12 protein-coding genes are annotated in these 17059 nt (G+C 71.5%); 9 read left to right on the top strand and 3 right to left on the bottom strand.

The genetic code is table 11. The features are described 5' to 3' along the window. The first annotated feature begins 43 nt into the window (after window positions 1–43). From ACBJ59_RS28925 to ACBJ59_RS28965, 9 genes are all read left to right on the top strand, one after another. Window positions 44–289 (top strand): hypothetical protein, encoded by a 246-nt coding sequence (locus tag ACBJ59_RS28925; protein ID WP_245642445.1) that lies wholly within the window; start codon window positions 44–46, stop codon window positions 287–289. A 54-nt stretch (window positions 290–343) separates the two neighbouring features. Then, window positions 344–3535, top strand: a complete 3192-nt coding sequence (locus ACBJ59_RS28930) for a TcpE family conjugal transfer membrane protein (protein WP_375113367.1) — start codon at window positions 344–346, stop codon at window positions 3533–3535. 47 nt (window positions 3536–3582) lie between these two features. Further along, complete coding sequence (locus ACBJ59_RS28935; protein WP_375113368.1) at window positions 3583–6060, top strand: ATP-binding protein; 2478 nt, start codon at window positions 3583–3585, stop codon at window positions 6058–6060. Next, window positions 6057–8390, top strand: coding sequence for a type IV secretion system protein (locus ACBJ59_RS28940; RefSeq protein WP_375113369.1), 2334 nt, complete (start codon window positions 6057–6059; stop codon window positions 8388–8390). The genes ACBJ59_RS28935 and ACBJ59_RS28940 overlap by 4 nt, the downstream gene beginning before the upstream one ends. A 3-nt stretch (window positions 8391–8393) precedes the next feature. Further along, window positions 8394–9020 (top strand): hypothetical protein, encoded by a 627-nt coding sequence (locus ACBJ59_RS28945; protein ID WP_375113370.1) that lies wholly within the window; start codon window positions 8394–8396, stop codon window positions 9018–9020. Further along, window positions 9017–10111 (top strand): NlpC/P60 family protein, encoded by a 1095-nt coding sequence (locus ACBJ59_RS28950; protein WP_375113371.1) that lies wholly within the window; start codon window positions 9017–9019, stop codon window positions 10109–10111. Before ACBJ59_RS28945 ends, ACBJ59_RS28950 begins: the two co-directional genes overlap by 4 nt. A 5-nt stretch (window positions 10112–10116) precedes the next feature. Then, window positions 10117–10512, top strand: coding sequence for a (deoxy)nucleoside triphosphate pyrophosphohydrolase (locus ACBJ59_RS28955; RefSeq protein WP_375113508.1), 396 nt, complete (start codon window positions 10117–10119; stop codon window positions 10510–10512). A gap of 64 nt (window positions 10513–10576) precedes the next feature. Continuing rightward, a complete protein-coding gene (locus ACBJ59_RS28960; protein ID WP_375113372.1) occupies window positions 10577–11941 on the top strand; it encodes a hypothetical protein in 1365 nt (454 codons plus the stop codon). 98 nt (window positions 11942–12039) lie between these two features. Next, window positions 12040–13374, top strand: a complete 1335-nt coding sequence (locus tag ACBJ59_RS28965) for a hypothetical protein (protein WP_375113373.1) — start codon at window positions 12040–12042, stop codon at window positions 13372–13374. A gap of 53 nt (window positions 13375–13427) precedes the next feature. Here ACBJ59_RS28965 and ACBJ59_RS28970 read toward each other — a convergent pair whose 3' ends face one another. Genes ACBJ59_RS28970 through ACBJ59_RS28980 form a run of 3 tightly spaced genes read right to left on the bottom strand, consistent with a single transcriptional unit; the run spans window position 13428 to window position 16882 of the window. Next, the gene (locus tag ACBJ59_RS28970) at window positions 13428–14186 is read right to left on the bottom strand and encodes a succinate dehydrogenase/fumarate reductase iron-sulfur subunit (RefSeq protein WP_364118853.1); all 759 of its coding nucleotides are present in this window, start codon (window positions 14184–14186) and stop codon (window positions 13428–13430) included. Continuing rightward, a complete protein-coding gene (locus tag ACBJ59_RS28975; RefSeq protein WP_364118850.1) occupies window positions 14183–16084 on the bottom strand; it encodes a fumarate reductase/succinate dehydrogenase flavoprotein subunit in 1902 nt (633 codons plus the stop codon). The genes ACBJ59_RS28970 and ACBJ59_RS28975 overlap by 4 nt, the downstream gene beginning before the upstream one ends. A 12-nt stretch (window positions 16085–16096) precedes the next feature. After that, the gene (locus ACBJ59_RS28980; RefSeq protein ID WP_364118847.1) at window positions 16097–16882 is read right to left on the bottom strand and encodes a hypothetical protein; all 786 of its coding nucleotides are present in this window, start codon (window positions 16880–16882) and stop codon (window positions 16097–16099) included. Window positions 16883–17059: the final 177 nt, after the last annotated feature.

The following is a 17059-nucleotide window of genomic DNA, read 5'->3' on the forward strand; positions in this document are numbered from 1 at the left end:
ACGAGAAGTGACCTTGAAGACCATAGTGTTCACCTTGATCGAAATGACGCCGACACCGACGTCGACCGGCATTGACACCGGAGGGCTCGCCGACTTCCTGCGCGCGTTCTTCGCCCCGTTGTTCCTCGTCGTCGTCTCCGTGGTCGCGCTCTTCTTCCTCTTCACCCGCGAGATCACGCGGTTCGTGCAGTTCCTGATCCTGGCCGTGGCCATCGGAGTGATCTTCTACGTTCCCAACATCATCGAGGTGACGGCGAAGGCGATCGCGGGCGCACTGGGCATCAGGTAAGGGTTGAGACCGCTCCGCGGCGGTCATGTACGAGCGGGTGGAGAGGAGGACCGCGTGGACCTGCCCACGTACACGAACATCTGGCGGATAGAGAAGCGGCTCTACAAGCTGTACGACCTACGGCTGCCGATGCCGCTGCCGATCGTCTGGATCGGCGTTTTCGTCGGGGTGTTCGTCCCGTGGTCGCTCCTGCTGGTCCTGGTGGGCGTGCCGGTGGAGATGCCCTGGCACGTGCTGTTCCTGGTGCCGCCGGGCATCGTGACGTGGTTGTCCACGCGTCCCGTCATCGAGGGCAAGCGGCTGACCGAACTGCTGGAATCCCATCTCCGCTACCTGGGCCAGCCGAAGGCGTGGTACCGCCTGGCGCCCACGTCGGAGCCCGAGGCCGTCACGTTCTCCGGCCGCGTCTGGCGCACGACGCCGGCGCGGGCCAAGTCGAAGGCGCCGCGCAAGGCCCGCCGGCTGCAGCGCGGGCGCGAGGGGCAGCGGATCACCGGGCCCCGGCAGGTGCGTCCCGCCGTCGCCGCCGCGGCGGCCGCGGCATCGCAGGCGCCCGTGGCGGAGCCGCCCGCCCGTACGGGCTGGGGCGCCCGGCGCGGCGCAGCGCCCGCTCTCAGAGCCCGGACCCGGCATCAGGCCGCCGGATCCCCGGCGGGGCCGGTACGGCGCGAGGAGGGGCTCTCAGGGGCTCCTGGGCGGCGTCGGGAGCAGCCGGTGGCGCTCCACGACGAGCCGACCGGCCCGGTGACTCCGCCGGTGCCGGCATCCGCGTCGGCCCCGGGATCGGCGACGGCCGAACGCGAGCCTGCCGTGCGCGACAGGGAGACCGTGCGGCCGGTCGACGCGGGCCATGAGGCAGTCGTACGGGAGGCGATCGGCGGCCGTGCACTGCCCGCCCGCGATCCGGCCGACCGTTCGGCCGCCGGCCGCGAGGTGGCCGACCGTTCGGAGGCGGATCGCGAGGCGGGCGGTCGGGCGCGCGCGGGCCGGGAGGCCGCTGCCGGGGCGCAGGGCGCGCCGGAGGTCGGGACCGCGCATGGGGAGATGAGCGCCGAGGCTCTGGCCGCGCGTGAGGCGAGCGTGCCGATCAGGACGACCGAGAGCCGCAAGCCCGCCGCGGGCAAGCCCATCGACACCGAGGCGCTGCGGCGGTTGCGGCGGCTCGCGGCGAGTGCCGACGCCCCGGCCGGTACGGCTGGGCGGGCCGAGGGAGGCGTGCGCCGGGAAGGGGAGCGGCCCCAGGACGAGGTCGCCCGGGACCAGCACAGGAAGGGGCAGCCGCCGAGGCTCGCCCCCGGGCTGGTGCTGTCGGGCGCGCAGCGGGTCTGGCCGCCGCTCAACCCGGACGCCAAGCCCCTGCCCCGTCCCGGGACCCGCCGAAACCAGACCCCCGAGGACGTTCCGGGGAACGGGCGCCCACCGGGAGACGCTCAGGCGGGGGCTGCGAGCCGCAAGCCGGGCACCTCGGGCGACGAGCCGCGGGACGTCGTGCAGCAGGCGCCCGCTGCGGCGGGGGCTGAGGTGACCGACGCCGCTCTGGGGCCGGAACCGGCGACGAGTGCCGGCACCGCCCCGACGGTGGGCAGCGGTAGCACCGCGACAGCGGGCGATGGCGGTGCTGCGGGCGACGGCAGTGCTGCGGCGGCGGGCGACGGCGGTGCTGCGGGCGCTGGTAGCGCGACGGCGGCGGGAGATCGCGATGCGTCTGCGCATGATCGTGCGGTGCCTGACGAGTCGGCCGATGCGCCGGCTGAGGCGCAGGTGCCTCCGGCCGTGAGCGAGCGGCGGGCGTCCCGTGCCGTGGCGGCGGAGCAGGCCGACGCGGCGGCGGAGGAGCCGGCTTCTTCGGTCGAGGGTGAGCGCGAGGCGTCGGGCGTGAGTGGACGGGAGACGTCGGGCGTTAGTGGGCGTGGAATGTCTCCCGCCGTGAGCGAGCGGCGAGCGACCCCCGCTGTGCCCGAGCGGGGAGCGTCTCCGACCGGTGACGACCGCGAGGCGCCTGGGCGCGCAGGTGGGCGCGAGGCAACTCCGGCCGTGGAGAAGCGCGAGGCAACTCCAGAAGTGGAGAAGCGCGAGACGACCCCGGCCGTGGGGAAGCGTGGGGCGACCCCGGCTGGGCGGGGGCGCGGGGTGCCGTCGGTGGGGAGCGGGCGGGCGGGTGACCGTGGTGAAGGGCGGGAGGCGCCGAAGCTCGAGGTGGCGGCCGAGGGGGTCGGCCGGCCGCTGAACGAGCCGGATGACCCCGGGGAGATCGTCACGCCGGTTCCGGTCCCCAGGCCCGGGGAAGGGCGGGTGCGGAGGGTCGAGTCCGTCGTCGGGCGGGACTCCGGCGGGTGGCGGCGTATCGCGCAGGTCGTCGTCGGCGGTGGCGGGGTGCGTACCGACGGGTCCGAGATCGACGAGGCCAGGGCCCGGGGCGTGTTCAGCGGCGGTCGCCGGGTCGTCGTGCTGGGGTGCACCGGCGGCGCCGGTCAGAGCACCACGGCGCTCATGCTCGGCCACACCTTCGCCCAATACCGTGACGACAGGGTCGTGGCCGTCGACGCCAACACCGGCGGCGGCACCCTGACCAGCAAGATCCAGCCGGAGACCCCTGAGACCCTGACCTCGTTGCTGTCGGGGCTCGACCGGGTCAGCGGCTATCTCACGATGCGGGGGTACACCACGCGGACCGCCTCGGGGCTCGAGGTGATCAGCGCGGACACCGACGCGGGCGCCGAGCAGCGCCTGGCGGACCGGTCCTTCTTCTCCGACCACCGGCTCGGCGAATCCATGCGCCTGCTCGACCGCCACTACAAGCTGGCCGTCATCGACCCGGCCGCCGCCCTGGCGGCCCGGTTGCTGCCGTACGCGGACCAGCTCGTCCTGGTGGTCCCGGCGAGCGAGGAGGCGTCGGAGGCGGTGGCGATGACGTACGAGTGGCTCGACGGGCACGGCTGCGCGGAGCTGCGCAGGCGGGCGGTGATGGTGGTCAACGGCGTCAGCAGGCGCTCCATGACCGACGTCGAGCAGGCGGAGTCGGTGGCCAGAGGCAGGTGCCGGGCCATCGTCAGGGTCCCCTGGGAGGACGACCTGGCGCCCGGCGGCGCGGAGGTCGTCGATCCCGGGCAGTTGCGCGCGGCCGGGCGGCGGGCCTACCTCGCCCTCGCCGGTGTCGTGGTCGCGGGCTTCGCGGCACAGACCGTACGACCGAGCGAAGAGGAGTTGGCGAGTGACCCCCCGGGCACGAGAATCGGTGAGCGATAAGTGAACAAGCGAGCAGGTCTGGCCCGTTCATGCGCCGAGGGGGCGGCATGAGCAGGGCGTCTCGAGCGCGCCAGCGCCTCGCGGTCCGCTACTTCGACGACCGCATCCTGCTCACGGACACCTGCGCATGGGCGTATTTCCGGCTCCCGACGGTCAGCTACGAGTTCGTCACGCCTGAGGAGCGCGAGGCGCTGGCCACCAACATCACGATCGCGCTGGCCGCGATCAGGATGCCCGACGCCGAGGTCCACCTGAGGGTCGCGCACCGCACGTACCCCGCGGCGGAGTGGGCCATGGCGCTGAACGCCACGTCCGACGAGGGGCCTGGCTGGCGCGACTACCTGGAGGAGATGTACCGGCACGTCTGGGCCAAGGACTTCTGGTCCAAGGAGGTCTACCTCGGCGTGCGGCTCGGCCCGCGCGGCAAGCAGCTCGGCAGCGGCGTGCTCTCCCAGCTCTTCGGCTTCTACCAGAAGACGGAGAAGGCGCTGGGGATGGAGGACGACCACGTACCAGACAGCGAGATCGGGCGATGGACCGAGCAGGCGGAACGCCTCGGGCGAGCGCTCGCATCGAGCGCTCTCTACGCCCGTCACGCCACCTCCGTCGAGGTGGCGTGGTTGTTCCAGCACTCGGCCGCGGGCGCGCTCGGCGACCCGCCGAGGTCGGCGAGCCCGAGGCGGCGCTGGGGCAGGGGAGAGATCGAGTCGCTGGTCGAGGGTGAGATCCACAACGGCAGGTCGTTGCTGCGGATCGTGCAGCCGCAGGGCGACTCGTACGTGGCCCACCTGTCGTTCGCGCGCTTCCCCGACCTGATGCCGTTCCCCGACGGCGAGCCGTGGCTGCACTTCGCGGACCAGCTGCCGTTCCCGGTGGAGGTCTCCTCGCGCATGCGGCTGATCCCGCCGGTCAAGGCGTCGAAGGACGTGGCGCGCAAGCTGGCGCACGCCCGCGACATGGATCACCACATCCGCGAGGCGGGGGCGGAGGCGCCGCTGGCGCTGGCCGAGCAGATCGACGCGGCCCGGATGCTGGAGCACGGCATCACGAAGGAGCGGCTGCCCTTCGTGTACGGCTGGCACCGCCTGATCGTGTCGGCCCCGACGGAGGAGATCTGCGTGCAGCGGGTGGAGGCCGTGGTCGAGCACTACCGCGACATGGGCATCGACGTGGTCAACTCGACCGGCGACCAGTTCTCGCTGTTCTGCGAGGCGCTGCCGGGCGAGAAGGTACGCGTCAACGCCTACGCCCAGCGCCAGCCCCTGCGGACGATCGCCGGCGGCATGGCCACGGCCACCGTCGACCTCGGCGACCGGCTGGGCGACGGCAGCGAGGGCTGGCTCGGCCCGTACATCGGTGAGACCGTCGGCAGGGCCCGCAGCATCGTGCACTTCGACCCGCTGGTGGCGGCCACCCGCAACCGGCCGACCGCCATCGCGATCACCGGCGAGCCGGGCGGCGGCAAGACCACGCTCGCGCTGCTGATGATCTACCAGATGGCGCTGCGCGGGGTGACCGTCGCGGTGATCGACCCGAAGGGCGACGCGGAGTCGCTGGTGCAGCTGCTGGAGAAGCGGGGGCGCCGGGCGCGGGTCATCCCGCTCGGCTCGGCCGCTCCCGGGCTGCTGGACCCGTTCTCGTTCGGCGACGACATCGCGGCCAAGAAGACCATGGCCACCGAGACGCTCCGGCTGCTGCTGCCCCGCATGTCGGAGGAGCGCGAGTCGGCGATGATCCAGGCGGTGGCAGCCGTGTCGAACGGCGCGGACCCCTCGCTCGGCAAGGTCGTGGACTTCCTGGAGCAGTCCGAGGACCCCGCGTCGAAGAACCTGGGCGCGGTGCTGCGCTCGATGTCGGAGATGCGCCTGGCCCGGCTCTGCTTCGACCCTTCCGGCGGCGACCAGATCGACAGCGAGGGCTGGACGACGGTGTTCACGCTGGGCGGCCTGACGCTGCCCGACGTGGCCACGACCAGGGAGGACTACTCCTACGAGCAGCGGCTGTCGGTGGCGCTGCTCTACCTGGTGTCCCAGTTCGCGCGCAGGCTGATGAACGGCCTCGACCGGCGTGCCCCCAAGGCGATCTTCCTGGACGAGGCGTGGGCGATCACCTCCACGCCCGAGGGCGCCAAGCTGGTGCCGGAGGTCAGCCGGATGGGCCGCTCCCGCAACACCGCTCTGGTGCTGGTCTCGCAGAACGCGGGCGACCTGCTGAACGAGCAGGTGACCAACTGCCTGTCGTCCGTCTTCGCGTTCAGGTCCACGGAACGGGTGGAAGTGGACCACGTCATGTCCCTGCTCGGGGTGGAGCCGTCGGAAGAGCACAAGGCCGTGCTGCGCTCGCTGGGCAACGGCGAATGCGTATTCCGCGATCTGGATGGCAGGGCGGGCCGGATCGGAGTAGACCTGGTCTCCGAGGAACTTCTCCGCTGGCTCGACACGAACCCGACACACGACAAACCCGACGGCGCCGGGCATGATGATCTTCAAGGGGGCGTGGGCAGAGCGCAGGAGGTACGGTCATGAAGATCCGGCTATCCCGACGACTCGCGCTGGTTCTCGCGCTCGTCACCGGTGTCCTGGTGGTGCCGCTCGTGCTGGGAGCGGTGTCCACGCCGGTCGCCGCGGCCCCCTGTGACCTGTCGGGCCCCCTGTCGCCCGAGATGGTCGGCAGCGGCGTCGACGGCCTCATCCAGGCACCGGCCACGGCGGCCGCCCCGCAGGCCCCGGCCACCAACTACGGCCAGTTCGGCATGAGCGGCCAGTTCTGGCACACGCACGAGCTGACCTGCTCCGACTACGTGGCCGTGCTCGGCAACATGTGGGCCAACGGCATCTTCACCGCGGCCAAGGCGGTCGACCGGCTGACGATCACCACGTACCAGGCGGCGGCGACGGAAGGACCGCTCCAGTCCATCAAGGACGTCGTCGACGACATCATCACGAACCTGTCCAACGCCATGTACTGGCCCTACCTCCGCCCCATCGTCATCCTGGGCGCGATCTGGCTGGCCTGGTACGGGCTGATCCGCAAGCGGGCCACCACGACCGCCGAGGGCGTGATCTGGATGGTCCTGGCGGTCACCGTGGCGGTCTGGTTCTTCAGCCGTCCCGGCGACTTCACCGGCCTGGGCAAGGTCATCACCGACAAGACCGGCGAGGTCGTCAACTCGGCCTTCTCCGGCCTGCCCGGCGCCGGCGGTGCCTCCTGCCTGCCGCCGCCCGGCGAGGCCAACCCGCGGGTCAAGGCGGGCGGCTACGGCCAGACCGGCACGCCGGGGGTCGACCAGAACGCCGACGCCCTGTGGTCCACGCTGGTCTGCAAGCCGTGGCTGGTGGGCCAGTTCGGCACCGCCGAGCCCGCGCAGCCCATCGTCCGCGACTGGGGCCGCAAGGTGCTGGAGTGGCAGTCGGTGCCACAGGTCGTGGCCGGGCAGCCGGCTCCCGACGTGGGGGCCCGCCAGTCCGAGTACGCCGCGCTGGCCGACAAGCTCAGGAACGACCCCCGCTACGCCACCTTCTCCGGCAGAGACTGGTCCAACCGGCTCGGCGTGGCCGTCGGCGCGTTCATCGCCGCGCTGGTGGCCGGGACGCTCATCTTCCTGGTGGCGGTGTCGCTGCTGGTGCTGAAGGTGGGCTTCCTGCTGCTGCTCATCCTCGGGCCGATCTTCCTGCTGATCGGCGTGCATCCGGGCAGCGGGCGGATCGTCGCCATGCGCTGGGTGGAGATGCTCATCGGCACGCTGCTGAGACAGGCCGTGCTGACGATCGTGCTGAGCGTCCTGGTGTACGGGTACGCGCTCATCATCTCCACGGCCATGCCATGGGGCATGCAGGTGCTGTTCATGGCCCTGCTGACGATCGCGGTGTTCTTCTACCGGCGCCCGTTCCAGCACCTGTTCGCCTCGATGAGCGGCCACACGGTCGCCACGCGGATGCTCGGCGAGGCCGCGAGCTCGTCGGTGCTGGAGCGGTCGGCGGGCGCGCTGCCGCCGGTCGCCTCGGCCCGGATCGGCCGCTGGGGCCTGCGCAAGGCCGAGCCGCTCATCAGGGCGGCCGGCGCGGCCAACCCGGCGGGAGCGGCGGCCACGGCGGCGGCGAGCGGGCAGGTACGCGTGCGCGGCGAGGAGGGCGAGGGCGCCGCATCCGGTGCCCGGCTCCCGGCCACGGCCGCGCCCCTCGACACCGACCAGCAGGGCGGCAAGGCGGCCGGCCGGGCTCCGCTCGAACCGCGCAGGGGCACCGCGCCCCCGCTCAACCTGGGCGCGCCCACCCGCACCAGGGGTGCCGCGGCGGGAGGCCCCAGGACCGGCGGCTCGGGCGCCGCGGCGGGCGCGTCCGGCGCGGGCGGTTCCGGTGGCTCGGGCGGTGGCTCGGGCGGTGGCTGGTTCGGCGGCGCGTCCGGTGGCGGCTGGGCCCGGCGTGGTGGTTCGGGGGGCGGCTCGGGCGGTGGCTCGCGCACCCCGGCCTCCAACGGTTCGCGCGGCTCGCGCTTCGGCGGCTCGGGCGGCGGCTCTGGTGGCGGCTCGCGTACCGGCGGGACGCGCTCGCGCGGCTCGGGCGGCGGGCTGTTCGGCGGCGGATCGGGCGGATCCGGCGGCTCCAGGGGGTCGAACGGCTCGCGTGGCTCCGGCGGCGGCCTGTTCGGCGGCTCGTCCCGCTCGGGCGGCGGCGGGTCCCGGTCCGGCGGCGGCACCTCGTCCGGCCCCCGGATCTTCGGCTCCGACGAGCCGTCCTCCCGCACCTCGGAGGCGCCGCCGCTCTGGCTGCGCAGCAGCGGCAACGGCGGCGGCTCCGGAGGCGACAGCCCTTCGGTGCCCTTCTGGCTCAAGCCGAACAACCCGGACAAGGACTGATACATGGCGCAGCCAGGTGACAGGCGGGGGGTGGCCTTCGCCGCCATCGTCGTGGTCATCGCCGCGGTCGGCATCTACCTGACCATGTGGCCGGACTCGTCCGACCAGGCCGAGCCCGAGCCGCAGGCGATCCGGACCACCGCCTCCGCCATCGCGTCGAGCACGCCGCTGGCGACCGCGAGCGCGGCGCCGTTCGACGTCTACTCCTACCTGCCGATGCAGAAGGAGCAGCTCGCCGCGGCGGCGGACCTGGCCGAACGGTTCACCGCCGCGTACGGCACCTTCCGCTACGACGAGGACCCCGCGGCGTACGCGGGCCGGCTGAAGGTGTTCGCGACGCCCGAGCTCGGCAACGAGCTGACCAGGACGATGACCTCGGCGGGCACCGTCGAGCAGAACCGCAACGACCAGATCGTCTCCACGGCCACGGCCAGGCTGAAGGAGATCAGGCAGATCGAGAAGTCCTCCGTCGTCTTCCTGATCGCCGGGACCAGGCAGGTCACCGCCAGGAGCGGCAACAAGCAGGTCACCGAGGAGTACGCGGTCACCGTCAGCCAGGTCGTGTCCGACTGGCGGATCTACGACATCAGGCCGTCCACCGAAGGTCAGGAGGGAGACCCCCTCGGGTGAAACTCTCACGAGCGCGCCTAGCCCTGGTGATCGGCCTCGCCGGGATGTTGCTCCTGGTGGCGGTCATCGTGTCACCGCTGTTGCTGATGTCCATGCCGTCCTTTCTGAGCAACGGCGGCACCACCGTCGACTGCCAGGACACGGCCCAGGTGGAGGAGGCCTCCGACTCCGCCGCGTCCGACATCCCCGCCGAATACCTGGACCTGTACAAGGAGCACGGCAAGAAGATCGGCGTCCAGTGGAACATCCTGGCCGCCGTGGGCAAGCGCGAGACCGACCACGGCCGGTCCGACCTGCCGGGCGTCAAGAGCGGCACCAACTACGCGGGCGCGGCCGGGCCGATGCAGTTCCTGATCTCCACGTGGGGCGGCAAGGCCAGGATCCCGATGTCGTCCACGTACAACGGGTACGCCTCCGACGGTGACGGCGACGGCGTGGGCGACGTCTACAACCCGGCCGACGCCATCCTGGGCGCCGCCAGGATGCTCAAGCGCAACGGCGCCCCCGAGAACGTGCGGCAGGCGCTGTTCGTCTACAACCGGGCCTGGTGGTACGTCGACCAGGTCGAGGAGATCGCCAGGAAATACGCCAAGTCCGGCGCGGTGAAGGTGCCGCCGCAGGCGTCGGAGGACTGCGACGAGCCGCTGGTCGAGGCGGCCCCCAACGACGTCGTGGCCAAGATCCTGGAGTTCGCGCTGGCACAGCGTGGCAAGCCGTACCTGTGGGGTGGCACGGGGCCCGACTCGTTCGACTGCTCGGGGGTCATCTTCGCGGCCTACCGGGCGGCGGGGCTGTCGATCCCGCGTACGACGTTCGGGCAGTGGCCGCTCGGGGTGAAGGTGTTAGCGGGCCAGGAGCAGCCGGGTGACCTGGTGTTCTTCAACTCCGGCCCGGGCACCTCCGCGAACAACCCCGGCCACGTGGGGCTGGTGGTCTCCAAGGGCAAGATGCTGGAAGCGCGGTGCCGGCTGTGCGGGCCCATCAAGGTCACGAGCTACCAGGCGCGTACCAACCGCGTGGGCTTCACCCGTCCCCTGCAGAACCCCGACGTGCTCGAACAACTCAAGAAGCTGCAGAATCCTGCCCTATGAGCTCAATGAATCCGGTCGTGGTCGTGGCCGCGGTGATCGTCGCCCCTGGTGGCCGGGTGCTCGCCGCCCAGCGCGCCCAGCCCGCCGCGCTGGCGGGCGGCTGGGAGTTCCCCGGCGGCAAGGTGGATCCCGGGGAGAGCGAGGAGGCGGCGCTCGTCCGGGAGTGCCGCGAGGAGCTCGGCGTGGAGATCGCCGTGGGCGAACGCGTGGGCGAGGACTGGCCGCTGGCCGAGGGGTACGTCATGCGCGTCTGGCTCTGCTCCCTGGCCTCGGGCACCCCGCAGGCCAAGGAGCACCTGGCGCTGCGCTGGCTCGGCCCCGGCGACTACTTCGACGTCGACTGGCTGGGAGCCGACCTGCCCATCATGAAGACCGTGGAGAATCTGCTCCAACGGGATTAGGACATCCCTCTCTGTGACACAATGGTTACTAGGCGTAATTTGTCGCGGCGGGGGAGTTGGAGTGATGCGGCGTGGCTGGATCGTCGCCGGGACGTTGGTCGTGGTGGCGGTGCCGTCCGTGCCCGTGGCGGCGGCCGGGGTGTCGCTGGTCCTCGAGCGGGTGAACGGGGCCGACAGTGTGGGGAAGTGGGTCAGGACCGGGGACGTGCAGCGGTTCCGGGTGCGGCTGAACGGGATGGCCAGCGGCGCCAGGGTGGCGGTGGCGGCCGATCCGGTGGAGGCGTTGTCGGAGGTGTCCTGCCTGCCGTCGGCGGGGCCGAGTCCGTCGGCGAGCGGTGCGCCCGCGAGGGACGCCGTGGCGCCGCCTTCCGACGCGGGTGCGGCGATGGCGAGGGCTTCGAGCCCGGGTGCCGTCGCGGCCGGGGCGCTGGCCGTGCGGGCGCTGGCCGCCGCAAAGGGCTCGGCTGCGGCCGGCACGGCTCCGATTGGCCCGGCTCCGATTGGCCCGGCTCCGATTGGCACGGTTTCGACCGGCACGGTTCCGGCCGGGGCGGTGCTGCCGGGGGCGCGGGTGTGCGCGCTCGGGGAGGTCGCCGGTGAGCGGGCCGTGGACGTCACGCTGAAGGCGCCTGCTGGGGCTCGGGAGGTGGTGCTCGCGGCGGTGGCCAGGATGCGGGGCACCGGGGGCGAGGGGCCGACGACCATGAGCCGGACCACCGCCGTACGGGTCAGGCAGGCGATCACGGGGGACGCGGCGACGTTCAGCGGCCCGGCGCGACTCCTGCGGCCCGCCGAGCGGACGAAGAGCCGGGCCGAGGATGCGAAGAGCCCAGCGGTGGCTGTGAAGAGCCCAGTGGTGGATGCGGAAGGCTCAGCGGAGGTCGTGGGGACCCGGGCTGAGGGTGCGCGGAGCCGGGGCGAGGCCGGTAAGAGCGGGAAGAGCCGGGCCGAGGCTGCGGAGAGCCGGGCCGAGACGGCGGAGAGCCGGGACAAGGCGGAGGAGCGGCAGCCGGTGGCTGAGGCTCCCGCTGCAGAGGTGACGCTGCCGGAGGTCGTGCCGCAGGTCCTCGCCGGCGCCACTCCGAGCACCGCTGCCAGTACGGCGGCGCCGCAGGCCACGCAGGCCCCGCTCGCCCTGCCCAGCGCCACCGGGGTCGCGTCGAGCGGGCCCACGCCGGCGCCCGGAGAGCCCGTGGTCGCGTCGCCGGGACCGGTTGCCTCGTTCCAAGCCGGCGCGGCGGGTGGGGAGGCGCCGCTTCCGTGGGAGGTGGCCGTGTCCGCGAGGGCTGTTCACCCTGTCGGATGGGTCAGCCCCATCGATGGCCCGAGGGCGTTGCCCATGGTCGCCGGGAGCATCGGCGTGCTGATGGGGAGCCTGTGGCTGGTTGTCACGGTACAACGGCGCCGTAACCGTAGAAAGGTGTTGTAATTCCGTCTTTACTGTTACTTTTACCCGGCTAGTATTCCCTTGACCTTGGTTCCGGGACTTCGCGGAGGGCACCGGTGGCACGCACGCGAGCGACAGCCGTGTCCGCTATCGTCCTGGCGCTCGGACTGGCGGGCGCCGGAGCGACGCCGTTCATCGTGCAGAGCGCGAGCGCCTCCGTGGCGTTCGACCCGCCCGTCGAACCCTGTGACGTCGAGGTGGAGTGCGAGACCACGCCGCAGACCACCATCACGGTCACCACCACCTTAGGGTCGCCGTCGCCCGAACCGGAGGACGGGCAGCCGGAGACGACCGTCACCAAGACCGTCACCGCGACCCCGACCAAGACCTCGAAGGCGCCGACCCCGACGAAGACCACCTCGGCCCCCGCGAGCGTCCCGCAGACCACCCCCACGCAGAACCCGCAGCCGCTGCCCACGCAGAGTGCCGAGGTTCCGCCGGCGACACCCATCACCTCGCCCACGACCGAGGCGTCCGTCGAGATGCCGACCATCGCGCCCGAGACGACCACCACCCCGCCGCCGAGCCAGACGGAGTCCGCCTCCTCCGACGAGGTGCCGCTGGAGCTGCGTAACGCGGCGCCGGAGTTCGACCAGCGCACGCTGACGCAGAAGCTCAGCATCCCCGCGCTGGTGCTGGTCCTGCTCGCGCTCTTCGCCGTCCTCATCTTCGAGGGGCGGCTGCGCCGGATGGCCCACGCCGCGGCCGTGCGGAAGGCGGGTCCGCACGCGGGCCGGCCGGACGTGCCTCCGGGTGGCGGATATCCGGCGGGGCCCGGTTACGCCACGGCGGCATTCCCGGCTCCCGGCTATCCGGGCGGCACGGCGTACGCGCCCATCATCAGCTTCGTGCCGGTGCAGACCTACCCGGGCGGCCCGCCCCAGTACGGCTACCAGGACCCGAACCACCCGTACCCGCCCCAGGGGTACGTGCAGGAGCCGTACCCGCCCGCGGAGCCCTCTCAGGAGCCCGTGGTGCTGCACCCCGACGAGTTCGACTCCTACAGCGAGCCGCCCAGGTCCCGCGAGCGCGACCCGTTCGAGCCGCTGATCCCGGCGGTGGAGCCCCCGACGGACATCCCGCCGGGCGGCGCCGGCCCGTACGACGGCGACGTGGAGCAGCCGCTCGGCCCGGCCTCGGCCGCCGAGGCGGGCGACTCGGAGCCGTGGCAGCAGCGGCCGGGCTCGCTGTTCGAGCCGGCGGCCTCCAGGGAGTCCGAGCATGGGCCCGAGGGCCCGCCGGACGGCTACGAGCCGCCGCCGTACCTGCCGGCCGACGGGGACGTGACCGCGGTCCAGCCGCTGCCTCCCCTGATGCCCCTGATGCCCGACCAGGAGAGCGCCGGGCAGGAGCAGGAGCCGACCAAGGAGATGCCGGACGCCAAGCGCAAGCGGTTCGGCCGGAAGAAGCGCTGAAAGACGAAAGGCGGGGGCCGGATTCCCGGCCCCCGCCTTTCGTCGTGTCCGGCCTACTTGGTGGCGCCGCGCTTGAAGATCTTGTTGCCCAGCCACACCAGCGGGTCGTACTTGCGGTCGACCACGCGCTCCTTCATCGGGATCAGCGCGTTGTCAGTGATCTTGATGTGCTCGGGGCAGACCTCGGTGCAGCACTTGGTGATGTTGCAGTAACCGAGCCCGTGCTCCTGCTGGGCCGCCTCCTGACGGTCCGCCACGTCGTACGGGTGCATGTCCAGCTCGGCGATCCGCATGAGGAAGCGGGGACCGGAGAAGTTGCTCTTGTTCTCCTCGTGGTCGCGGATCACGTGGCAGACGTTGTTGCACATGAAGCATTCGATGCACTTGCGGAACTCCTGGGACCGCTCGACATCGACCTGCTTCATCCGGTATTCGCCGGGCCGCACACCGCTCGGCGGCGTGAAGGAGGGGACCTCCCTGGCCTTCTGGTAGTTGTACGAGACGTCGGTGACGAGATCCTTGATGACCGGGAACGTCCGCATCGGCGTGACCGTGATGGTCTCGTCCTCCTCGAAGGTGGACATGCGGGTCATGCAGCCCAGCCGCGGCTTGCCGTTGATCTCCATGCTGCACGAGCCGCACTTGCCCGCCTTGCAGTTCCACCGCACCGCCAGGTCGGGCGCCTGGGTGGCCTGCAGGCGGTGGATGATGTCGAGGACGACCTCGCCCTCGTTCACCTCCACGGTGAAGTCCTCGAGACCGCCCTCGCCGCCCTCACCGCGCCAGACCTTGAACTTTGCCTTGTAGCTCATGACTTCGCTATCCCGTCGAACTCGGCCATCTCTTCGTCGGTGAGGTACTTCTTCAGCTCGTCCCGGTCGAACAGGGTGATCAGGTCACCGCGCATGGACGGCTGGACCTTCTCCTCGACGGTGACGGTGGAGCCGTCCTCGGTGGAGCAGACGAGCAGCTTGCGGCGCCAGTCCGGGTTCATCCCCGGGAAGTCGTCGCGGGTGTGCCCGCCGCGGCTCTCCTCGCGCAGCAGCGCGGCGCGGGCCACGCACTCGGAGACCAGCACCATGTTGCGCAGGTCGATCGCGAGGTGCCAGCCGGGGTTGTAGACGGCCGAGCCGGCCGCCCCGACCATGCGCACGCGCTCCTTGAGCTTCTCCACGACGCCCAGGGCCTCGGAGACCTCCTCGGCCTTGCGGATGATGCCGACCAGGTCGTTCATCGTGCGCTGGAGCTCGTGGTGGACCTCGTAGGGGTTCTCGCCGCTGCGGCCCAGGGGCTCCAGGGCCTCTTCCCGGGCCGATTCCACCTGCTCCGGCAGCACCTTCGGCCTGGCGGGCAGGCCGTCCACGTACGCCGCCGCGCCCGCGCCCGCCCGGCGCCCGAACACCAGCAGGTCGGACAGCGAGTTGCCGCCCAGCCGGTTCGAGCCGTGCATGCCGCCGGACACCTCGCCGGCCGCGAACAGCCCGGGCACCGCCGCCGCGCCGCTGTCGGCGTCCACCTCGACGCCGCCCATGATGTAGTGGCAGGTCGGGCCCACCTGCATGGGCTCGGCGGTGATGTCGACGTCGGCCAGCTCCTTGAACTGGTGGTGCATCGACGGCAGCCGCTTCTTGATCTCCTCGGCGGGCAGCCGGGTGGAGACGTCGAGGAAGACGCCGCCCTGGGGCGAGCCGCGACCGGCCTTCACCTCGGCGTTGATCGCGCGGGCCACCTCGTCACGCGGCAGCAGCTCCGGCGGGCGCCGGTTGTTGGCCTGGTCGGTGTACCAGCGGTCGCCCTCTTCCTCCGTGGTGGCGTACTTGTCCTTGAACACCTCGGGGATGTAGTCGAACATGAAGCGCTTGCCCTCGGAGTTGCGCAGCACGCCGCCGTCACCGCGGACGGACTCGGTGACGAGGATGCCGCGCACGGACGGCGGCCAGACCATCCCCGTGGGGTGGAACTGGATGAACTCCATGTTGATCAGGTTCGCGCCGGCGAGGAGGGCCAGGGCGTGGCCGTCGCCGGTGTACTCCCAGGAGTTGGAGGTGACGACGTACGACTTGCCGATGCCGCCGGTGGCCAGGACCACGGCGGGGGCGTCGAAGAGGATGAAGTTCCCGGACTCGCGCCAGTAGCCGAACGCCCCGGAGATCGCGTCGCCGTCCTTGAGCAGCCGCGTGACCGTGCACTCGGCGAAGACCTTGATGTAGGCCTCGTAGTCGCCGTGCGTCTCGTAGTCCTCCTGCTGGAGCGCCACGACGCGCTGCTGCAGCGTGCGGATGAGCTCCAGCCCGGTACGGTCGCCCACGTGTGCGAGCCGTGGGTACTCGTGCCCGCCGAAGTTCCGCTGGCTGATCTTGCCGTCCTTGGTGCGGTCGAACAGCGCGCCCCAGGCCTCCAGCTCCCACACCCGGTCGGGAGCCTCCTTGGCGTGCAGCTCGGCCATCCGCCAGTTGTTGAGGAACTTGCCGCCCCGCATGGTGTCACGGAAGTGCACCATCCAGTTGTCGTCGGGGTTGACGTTGCCCATCGCGGCGGCCGCGCCGCCCTCGGCCATGACCGTGTGCGCCTTGCCGAAGAGCGACTTGCAGACGATCGCCGTCCTCTTGCCCTGCTGGCGGGCCTCGATCGCGGCCCGCAGGCCGGCGCCGCCCGCGCCGATGACGACGACGTCGTACTCGTGGCGCTCTGTGTTGTGCGTGTTTTCCACTGAAAGCTGTCCTTACGCGTACGGGAAGGCGATGATGCCCTTGGCCACCAGGCGGACGTACAGGTCGGCGCCCATGACCGAGAACATCGAGGCCCACGCGAGGGGTTGGTGCTTGGCGTTGAGCTTGGACACGAACGTCCAGGCCCGGTACCGCAGCGGGTGACGGGAGAAGTGGTTGAGCCGGCCCGCCGTGATGTGCCTGCAGGAGTGGCACGACAGCGTGTAGGCGTTGATCAGCACGGCGTTCAGGATCAGGATCCAGGTGCCCAGCCCCAGCGGCTTGTGGATGAGCGCCAGGACGGCGTCGTAGGCCAGGATGAGGCCGATCACGATGGCCGCGTAGAAGAAGTACCGGTGGACGTTCTGGATGATCAGCGGGAAGCGCCGCTCACCGGTGTACTTGCCGTGCGGCTCCTGCACGGCGCAGGCCGGCGGGGACAGCCAGAACGAGCGGTAGTAGGACTTGCGGTAGTAGTAGCAGGTCAGCCGGAATCCGCCGGGCAGACCGAGGATCAGCAGCCCCGGCGACAGGGTGTACCAGTCGCCGACCGGCGCCCACCCGAACAGCCGGGCCCCCTCGGGGCACGACGTGGCCAGGCAGGGTGATGAGAAGGGGGCGATGTAGGGATCGACGAAATAGCTGCCGTCGATGATCGCCCATACACCGTAGACCAGGAATGAGCTGAGCCCGAGGAATGTCACGAGCGGGACCAGCCACCATCTGTCTGTTCGCAGGGTGCGCACCTTGACTTGCGCACGCTGCCTTCGGACCGGAGCGTCGGGCGTCGTCTGGGTCATCGCGGACCTCTCCACCTCCCGCGGACCCTTCGCGCAGGGGGTCCGTGGTTTCGTTTCGCTGGGCGCGCTCATCGGCGGTATCGCTCAGGCGCGCGTTGGTGGGGGATACGTTACGACGACAGGATCGAAATTTGTGAGCGGGATCACTCACTTTTTCGAGGACCAGCTGTGATTCCT

Source organism: Nonomuraea sp. MTCD27, from assembly GCF_041950495.1.
GTDB lineage: Bacteria > Actinomycetota > Actinomycetes > Streptosporangiales > Streptosporangiaceae > Nonomuraea.

Bases quoted from the DNA above. Each gene is read 5' to 3' on its own strand.
- ACBJ59_RS28925 (WP_245642445.1), top strand. From the start codon at position 44: ATGACGCCGACACCGACGTCGACCGGCATTGACACCGGAGGGCTCGCC.
- ACBJ59_RS28980 (WP_364118847.1), bottom strand. From the start codon at position 16,882: ATGACCCAGACGACGCCCGACGCTCCGGTCCGAAGGCAGCGTGCGCAA.
- ACBJ59_RS28945 (WP_375113370.1), top strand. From the start codon at position 8,394: ATGGCGCAGCCAGGTGACAGGCGGGGGGTGGCCTTCGCCGCCATCGTC.
- ACBJ59_RS28955 (WP_375113508.1), top strand. From the start codon at position 10,117: ATGAATCCGGTCGTGGTCGTGGCCGCGGTGATCGTCGCCCCTGGTGGC.
- ACBJ59_RS28935 (WP_375113368.1), top strand. From the start codon at position 3,583: ATGAGCAGGGCGTCTCGAGCGCGCCAGCGCCTCGCGGTCCGCTACTTC.
- ACBJ59_RS28970 (WP_364118853.1), bottom strand. From the start codon at position 14,186: ATGAGCTACAAGGCAAAGTTCAAGGTCTGGCGCGGTGAGGGCGGCGAG.
- ACBJ59_RS28940 (WP_375113369.1), top strand. From the start codon at position 6,057: ATGAAGATCCGGCTATCCCGACGACTCGCGCTGGTTCTCGCGCTCGTC.
- ACBJ59_RS28960 (WP_375113372.1), top strand. From the start codon at position 10,577: ATGCGGCGTGGCTGGATCGTCGCCGGGACGTTGGTCGTGGTGGCGGTG.